Here is a 7,126-nt window from a genome sequence, read left to right as displayed (position 1 = left end):
CAAAATCTTCGCGTAATGAAATCCCTGATCGCATCGCAGACCTCCGGTTTGCACCAGAGATTCAGATTCACCGCACTTTGGGAAGGCCAAAGAGTCGAGGTCAGCGAGGCGGCGTATAAGCACAATGTTCCTCTATCGCCCGCCACGAATCGCAGCCTCGGAAATCACCCCGCAAAGCTGTTTCTTCAGTCGTCGCTCGTTTCTGGCCGCTTCCGCCGGCGGCGCGATCGCGGCTGTCGGCACACCAGCCTTCGCCGAAGCCCTGAAGGCGTCGAAGACCCGCTACATGGTTGACGAGACCCTGACGCCCGAAAAGGACGTCACCAGCTACAACAATTTCTATGAATTCGGTCTGGGAAAGGGCGATCCGGCAGCAAACTCCGAAAATTTCAAAGCAACGCCATGGACGGTCAAGGTGGACGGCTTGGTCGGCAAGCCGAAGGAATTCGGCCTCGAGCAGCTGCTGGCGATGCCGCTGGAGGACCGGGTCTATCGCATGCGCTGCGTCGAGGCTTGGTCAATGGTCGTTCCTTGGGTGGGCTTTCCGCTTTCGGCCCTGCTCGACAAGGTGGAGCCGCTGGGTGACGCGAAATATGTCGCGTTCGAAACGGTCGTACGGCCGGAGGAAATGCCGGGGCAATCGGGCTACTTCCAGTCGCTGCCCTGGCCCTATGTCGAGGGCCTGCGGCTCGACGAGGCCCGCCATCCGCTGGCGATCCTCGCCGTCGGCGTCTATGGCAAGACGCTGCCGAACCAAAACGGCGCGCCCATCCGCCTGGTCGTTCCCTGGAAATACGGCTTCAAGGGCATCAAGTCGATCGTGAAGATCACCCTCACCGACAAGCAGCCATCCTCGACCTGGAACCTTTCCGCACCGGACGAGTACGGCTTCTACGCCAACGTCAATCCTGACGTCGACCACCCACGCTGGAGCCAGGCGAGCGAGAACCGCATCGGCGAAGGCGGCTTCTTCGGCGCGAACCGTCGGCCGACCCTGCCCTTCAACGGCTATGCCGAGGATGTCGCCAGCCTCTATAGCGGCATGGACCTTCGGGCGAACTACTGATGGCCAGCCTCCCCGCCCTGCCCCGAAAATATCATGCGACCTCGATCTGGCTGCTCTATGCCGCCGGTCTCATGCCTGCCGCCTATGGCTTCTGGCTCGAGGCGACGGGGCGCCTGCCGGGCAATCCCGTGAAGGAGATCGAACACCTGCTCGGCCTGTGGGCGCTGCGCTTCCTCGTGGCGACGCTGACGATCACACCGCTGCGCGATCTCGCCGGGATTAACTGGATCCGCTATCGCCGCGCGCTCGGGCTGCTCGCCTTCTGGTACGTGCTGATGCACTTCCTGACCTATATGGTGTTCGATCAGTACCTGAATTTCTCCGCCATCCTCACCGATATCGCCCGCCGCCCCTTCGTCACCATCGGCATGGCCGCCTTCGTGATGCTCATTCCGCTGGCGCTGACCTCCAACAACTGGTCGATCCGCAGGCTCGGGCCGCGCTGGGTGAAGCTGCACAAGCTTGTCTATTTCATCGCCGCAGCCGGAGCGCTGCACTTCGCCATGTCGGTGAAGGTCGTGGGGCTGGAACCATGGATCTACATCGCGCTGGTGACGCTATTTCTGGCTTGGCGCGCGGTGCGGCGGAACTGGCGCAACCATAATAGGGCATACCCTCGACCTACGTAGTGCGCTTATCGCCCGATATGCGCAACGAGTTGCTTTCAGTTATGCCGGATGCACGGCACAACAAGCATGCCACTATAGCCACCGGGCGGGCAGAAATAGCCCGCAGGCAACCGCGAAAATAAGGCGGTTCCAACTGCACTCACATTTTACAAACAATCCGAAGTCGTGCTCAGAGACTCAAAGCGATTGGCTTCGACGCTTATTTCTCCGGATTTGCGATCCACATGGCGCGTTGAATCGTAAGATGGTTCGATTGGAGAAATTGACATGGAAACATATAAAGCCCGAATGCCGGACGTGGATGGTTTCTTCGGTACATTCGGCGGACGGTTCGTAGCCGAGACGCTGATGCCTCTCCTCCTGGAGCTGGATGCAAAATGGCAGGAAGCTAAAGCGGATTCGTCCTTCTGGGCGCGCTTTGAGCTGTTGTGTCGACACTACGTTGGTCGGCCAAGCCCTTTGTATCTGGCGGAGCGCTTGTCTGCCTCGATAGGTGGTGCGCGTATTTATTTAAAGCGCGACGAACTCAACCACACTGGCTCCCATAAGATAAACAACTGCGTCGGGCAAATCTTAATGGCGCTCCGAATGGGAAAGACACGCATCATTGCTGAAACCGGCGCAGGACAGCATGGCGTTGCAACTGCAACAGTTGCAGCACGGTTCGGTCTCAAATGTGTAATTTACATGGGATCAAAGGACATAGAGCGGCAGGCGCCAAATGTATTCAGGATGCGCCTTCTTGGGGCCGAAGTTCATGCAGTGACTTCGGGGAACGGAACCCTGAAGGACGCTATGAACGAAGCGCTTCGCGATTGGGTTTCGAACATAGATGACACGTATTATCTCATCGGGACCGTCGCTGGCCCCCATCCGTATCCCGAAATGGTTCGGTCTCTCCAGGCTGTCATCGGCCATGAAGTGCGACGGCAAATAGTTGAATATGAGGGAAGACTTCCGGATCTTCTGGTGGCAGCTGTAGGTGGAGGCTCCAATTCAATCGGACTGTTTCATGCCTTCCTTGATGACTCAGAAGTATCGATGCTTGGCGTGGAAGCCGGCGGCCGTGGTATAGAGAGCGGAGATCACTGCGCATCGTTGTCAATGGGCCAGCCTGGCGTTTTACATGGAAATAGAACCTACCTTCTGCAAAATGACGACGGGCAAATTAGAGAGGGTCATTCAATTTCGGCAGGGCTTGATTATCCCGGCGTTGGTCCAGAGCACGCCTGGTTGAAAGAAACTGGCAGAGTTTCATATACCTCGGCCACAGACACCGAGGCGCTGAGCGCGTTCCGGCTTCTTGCGGTGGAGGAAGGCATAATTCCAGCTCTCGAGCCGTCGCACGCATTGGCTGCTACGCTAAAGATTGCTCCTCTCATGCCAAAGGAGGCCATTGTCATCCTCAATCTCTGCGGCCGTGGTGACAAGGATATTTTCGCGGTTTCGGAATTCTTCGATGCGGACGCAAAGCGAGTGATGGAGCCGGGCTAACTGGGACATGAACAGTAGATGAGGTGTTCTCGCATCCAGTACCCGCCACCAATGGAGAGCACCTCATCATATTTCTTAAGTCCCTTTTCGTATCGCACGCGCGGGGCGCCATGGTATTGTTCCCAATGTGCTGACACGGTTCCCAGATCAAGCCGTTAGCGTAGCGCCACGCCATGTGACCTTTCTCGTCAAGAGCAAAGAGATTTAGCCAGCCGTTATCGAACAGTGCGCGAACCTGGGTATGTTGCGTCAAGATCGCGGTGATCGCATCCCTCGGAGCTTCCACGGCAACCGTCAGCCGTAGAGGCTCGTGAATGAAACCTTCTCCATCATGCACAGATTGCCAAGGAAGGCCCGCACGTAAATTGCCCCCGTTGCCTTCGACGACTCCGATGCCGCCAACGACATTGTGGAGCAACTTGTTGCCAGCCCCGAAGAGAGCCGGCGCGACCGACGAACCAAAGTATTGCAGACTAATCCAGCTCGCGACAACAACAGGTGCGGTCAGGATGAGCTCAAGAATTTTATAGTCCTCATCCTTGCGCCAGACGTAATCATGGAGAAAGACCTGTCCATCCAAGGACCGACCGGAGGTTCGGAAACGCGGTGCAGCGATGAAAGCTCGGCAGCCAGCAAGTCCTAACTCGGGCCAAACTTCCGCCCAGTCCTGACTACGCGTGATCACGTTGTCTGCCGTCGCTCGTGGCAGGCGTTTCGACCGTTCGGCTCGTGCTAACAGTCCGGCATCGGCGAGCCAATGACGAATGCGAACGATGTCCCCGCGTGCAATGCCATCTCCGAGATCATAATCGAATAGAGTTACAGTGTCAGTCGTCGTGTCGTGCAGCGCACCAAGGAAAATGGTGTTAGAAGGAATGTTGATCCCTTTCATAGATAGCTTCTCACGCACTGGCTGCTCGTTTAGCAGGCTCGCCAGCAAACGCGCGTTGACGTCACCTGCATACCCGCCACAAGCTCCGCAATGTAGTGCGCTAGCGTAGGGATTATTGACCACGTTTGCACCATGGCCAACAACAAGTACGCAGCGCCCAAAGCCCTCCGTAAGCGACATGGCCTCCAACACCATCTCGGCCATACTTGCCCGCGTAGTCAAATCGAGGCTTGGGCTAAAGTGCGGCTTGGCGACGTCTGCCCGCTTACTTTTGCCGAAACCGAGACCATCGCGCACGAGTTTACCAGCATAAACCGGCCCCATCGCCTCAACGAAGGCAAATGAGGAGACCGCCGCGAGCTTGAATCGACCCCAGGCACGCGTTGCGCGCGCGCTTAGCCGTGCCCCCGCATCGGTGTCTCCTTTTTGATCCACGGCGCTACAAGTGAAAACGGAAGGGTTCAGGAGAACTGGCAGACGTTGTTCGGGAACGTCGGACGCGAAATCCTTATGACTTATACCGAGACCGAAGAAACCGGCAAAGCCTATCGTGCGGATTCCTGGATCCAAGCTTTCGAGGGATCGCCGGAAAACCTCAGAACGCACGTCGATGCAGAATGCCGCCTGCAGCACCGGCTGCACTTCAGTTACATTGGCGGGCTTTGGTTCGGCAAGTGTACAGGCGAGCTTACGTTGGCCTGAGCGCTCGGCAGCTGACAAGAGAATGCCGTCGATCGCCGTGTCGAATTCTACCGAGACTGGCGCCCTATGGGTCCGCCGCACCTTTACCCATTCCGTATCGATGGCCGACCTGTGGCAAATGTAGAGCGCCTCTTCGAAGATCAGCCGCACAGCGAGCAATTCAAGCACGGTCGTATCATCCCTGCCCTCCAACTCTGCCTTGAATTGGATGTGTCGTGCCAACTGGACCCATCCGCCAAGCGTCAGCAGAAGCTGATGAAAATAAGTACCGGGCTCGGCGCCGAGACCAAGCGTAACGGATGCTCGTTCGATGGCTGCTTGTGGGGTTTCGGGCGCGTCGGTGACATAGAAGCAAAAGTTCTTTAGACCGTGGATTTCCGTCGTCAAATCGTGGGTAGCAAATTCCCGCCAAGCGGCATAGAGACCATTGCGACGGGATGCAGCCCAAAGGGCCTGCCCTTCATCGAAGAAGCCGGACGCGAAAGAACCGATGCGGTCATAAACTAGTGAGGGCCAATCCGTGCCCGTGGCTTGTGCCGCGAGTTCTGAAATAGTTGGCAAAGGCGCAAGATGCTGCGGCTCAGCGGCAGCGGCAATCTTAAGTTCACGCAAGTCTATTCGATTAAAAAGTACACTCGCGTCAAGGGCGGCGATGAGATCTTCGTCCGCGATCTCACCATTGGCAATCTTGGCCGAATAGTGCTTACGGGGTAGTGCGAGCCGTATGCCGCCAATCCGAGCGAGCCGCGCTGCCGTCTGATCGAAGCGATCGTTTACCTGCCCGAGAAAGGGATTGACGGCTACGGACGTTGTCAGCGGCCAGGCCGGTGGAACAGCCCCTACCGCCTCCTTTGCTGCTCGCACCAGTGCTTCGCCATACAAGGTTTCGACTTTACCTACATCGGCCATGGATTCACTCCTTTACGAATTCAGACGTCGGTGACACCGATCGTGTAATAGTCCAGCCGCCGAGCAGACGGTCGAAGAGCGCATTCACATAGAGGCCATTGGTAAGATGAACCCTGAAGCCGGCCGCTGCCGGATGATAGGCCCATAGCGGGAACAGAGACTGAGCCAACGCCACCAAGCCAAAGGTGGCGACAGCGAGCAACATAAGCGTCCATTCGAGTGGGCCGGGCTGCGGTGCTGTCGGCAACGTGCCGTTCAGCAGATCATCTGATATCCACTGCAGGGCGAAGTAGGCTGTGGCTGCCGCTATCGAATAAAGGGTCGTCCGCCACGTCAGCGCTCGTGGTGCGGCATCTGCTAGACCTTGAGCAATGAGATAAGCTACCCCGAATATGAGAATCGCGCCCAGAGCCATCGCCTGCGGCGGTTTGTCCACGATTCCAAAGATCACCCCAAACACAGCGTAAATAAATAAGGCCAAAAGGAAAGCGCGACCGACCGCGCCTATGTTTGGAATTGTAACCGGGCCTGGACGCCGGATGGCAGAGACCGTTTCGACGGCGCAGCCACAAGAAAGAAAAGCGTGTGCTTTATAGAGGGAGTGAGCGATGATGTGGAGAAGTGCGATGGGGAAAAGCGCAAGGCCGCATTGCAAGATCATGAAACCCATCTGCGCCACAGTAGACCAAGCCAGTGAAGTCTTCACCGCAGATTGCGTAAGCATGACCAGGCTGCCGAAAAGCGCTGTGAACCCACCCACGATGACCAATATGGCCAGCACCAATGGAGCGTGCAACATAACGTCGGCAAGCCGTATGAGCAGAAAGCCTCCGGCGTTTACAACGCCGGCATGCAGCAGGGCGGAAACCGGCGTTGGCGTCTCCATGACTTCGGTCAGCCAGCCATGGGTCGGAAACTGCGCTGACTTGAGGAGGGCCGAGATCGCCAGAAAGGCTGCGGCAGCACTCGTCAGCGGCGTGCCATCCCCGCCACGCGCGATGGCAAGGATCGTCGCGATATCGCCTGTCTTAAAATCAATCGACAAGAGGACCGCAGCGCAAATAAGGGCCGCGTCGCCAGTGCGTGAGATGATGAATTTCTTGCGCGCGGCACGCTGCGCCGCGGGGCGTTGCGGATAAAAAAGCAGAAGTTTGTGGAGCAGCAGACTAGATGTGATCCACCCCATGACAAGTTGCAAAAACGTGCCTGCTTGAACCATCAAGAGGACGGCAGCGATGGTCGCAGCCATCCACCCTGTGAAGGCGCCCTGGCGCCGTTCTCCGTCCAGGAAATTGCCAGCATAACGCAGCACTATCGTAAGCATCCGAACAGCCACGCGGTATCTGCGCGCGCGGATGAGAACCAACCGGTTTATGGTGGTGAGGTTCGGTTCGGAGTTGGGGGGCGTGGCGTAGCGGACCGTCAGGTTTTCCG

Annotated in this window: 5 protein-coding genes; 3 read left to right on the top strand and 2 right to left on the bottom strand. The window is 57.4% G+C overall.

Translation table 11 applies throughout. From position 1 onward, the window contains the following. Positions 1–124: 124 nt before the first annotated feature. The 3 genes from msrP to trpB all read left to right on the top strand — a co-directional run bounded on the left by msrP (position 125) and on the right by trpB (position 3,189). Positions 125–1,066, top strand: a complete 942-nt coding sequence (gene msrP, locus P9A16_RS35160; protein ID WP_130521559.1) for a protein-methionine-sulfoxide reductase catalytic subunit MsrP — start codon at positions 125–127, stop codon at positions 1,064–1,066. Further along, positions 1,066–1,695, top strand: coding sequence for a protein-methionine-sulfoxide reductase heme-binding subunit MsrQ (gene msrQ / locus P9A16_RS35155; protein ID WP_278026548.1), 630 nt, complete (start codon positions 1,066–1,068; stop codon positions 1,693–1,695). Before msrP ends, msrQ begins: the two co-directional genes overlap by 1 nt. A 267-nt stretch (positions 1,696–1,962) precedes the next feature. Beyond that, on the top strand, positions 1,963–3,189 hold the full coding sequence (gene trpB, locus P9A16_RS35150) for a tryptophan synthase subunit beta (RefSeq protein ID WP_130521377.1): 1,227 nt from the start codon (positions 1,963–1,965) through the stop codon (positions 3,187–3,189). On the opposite strand, the gene P9A16_RS35145 is transcribed toward trpB, so the two are convergent. After that, the gene (locus P9A16_RS35145; protein WP_130521379.1) at positions 3,101–5,692 is read right to left on the bottom strand and encodes a YbcC family protein; all 2,592 of its coding nucleotides are present in this window, start codon (positions 5,690–5,692) and stop codon (positions 3,101–3,103) included. The genes trpB and P9A16_RS35145 overlap by 89 nt on opposite strands. A 4-nt stretch (positions 5,693–5,696) precedes the next feature. After that, positions 5,697–7,126, bottom strand: a 1,430-nt coding sequence (locus tag P9A16_RS35140) for a proton-conducting transporter transmembrane domain-containing protein (protein WP_278026547.1), incomplete at its 5' end; no start/stop codon positions are given.

Source organism: Shinella sp. 838 (assembly GCF_029623935.1).
In the GTDB taxonomy this organism is placed as follows: Bacteria; Pseudomonadota; Alphaproteobacteria; order Rhizobiales; family Rhizobiaceae; genus Shinella.
The sequence above is the reverse complement of the archived record's forward strand: the minus strand, read 5'-3'. Positions and strand labels throughout refer to the sequence as shown.

Bases quoted from the DNA above. Each gene is read 5' to 3' on its own strand.
- msrQ (WP_278026548.1), top strand. From the start codon at position 1,066: ATGGCCAGCCTCCCCGCCCTGCCCCGAAAATATCATGCGACCTCGATC.
- trpB (WP_130521377.1), top strand. From the start codon at position 1,963: ATGGAAACATATAAAGCCCGAATGCCGGACGTGGATGGTTTCTTCGGT.
- msrP (WP_130521559.1), top strand. From the start codon at position 125: ATGTTCCTCTATCGCCCGCCACGAATCGCAGCCTCGGAAATCACCCCG.
- P9A16_RS35145 (WP_130521379.1), bottom strand. From the start codon at position 5,692: ATGGCCGATGTAGGTAAAGTCGAAACCTTGTATGGCGAAGCACTGGTG.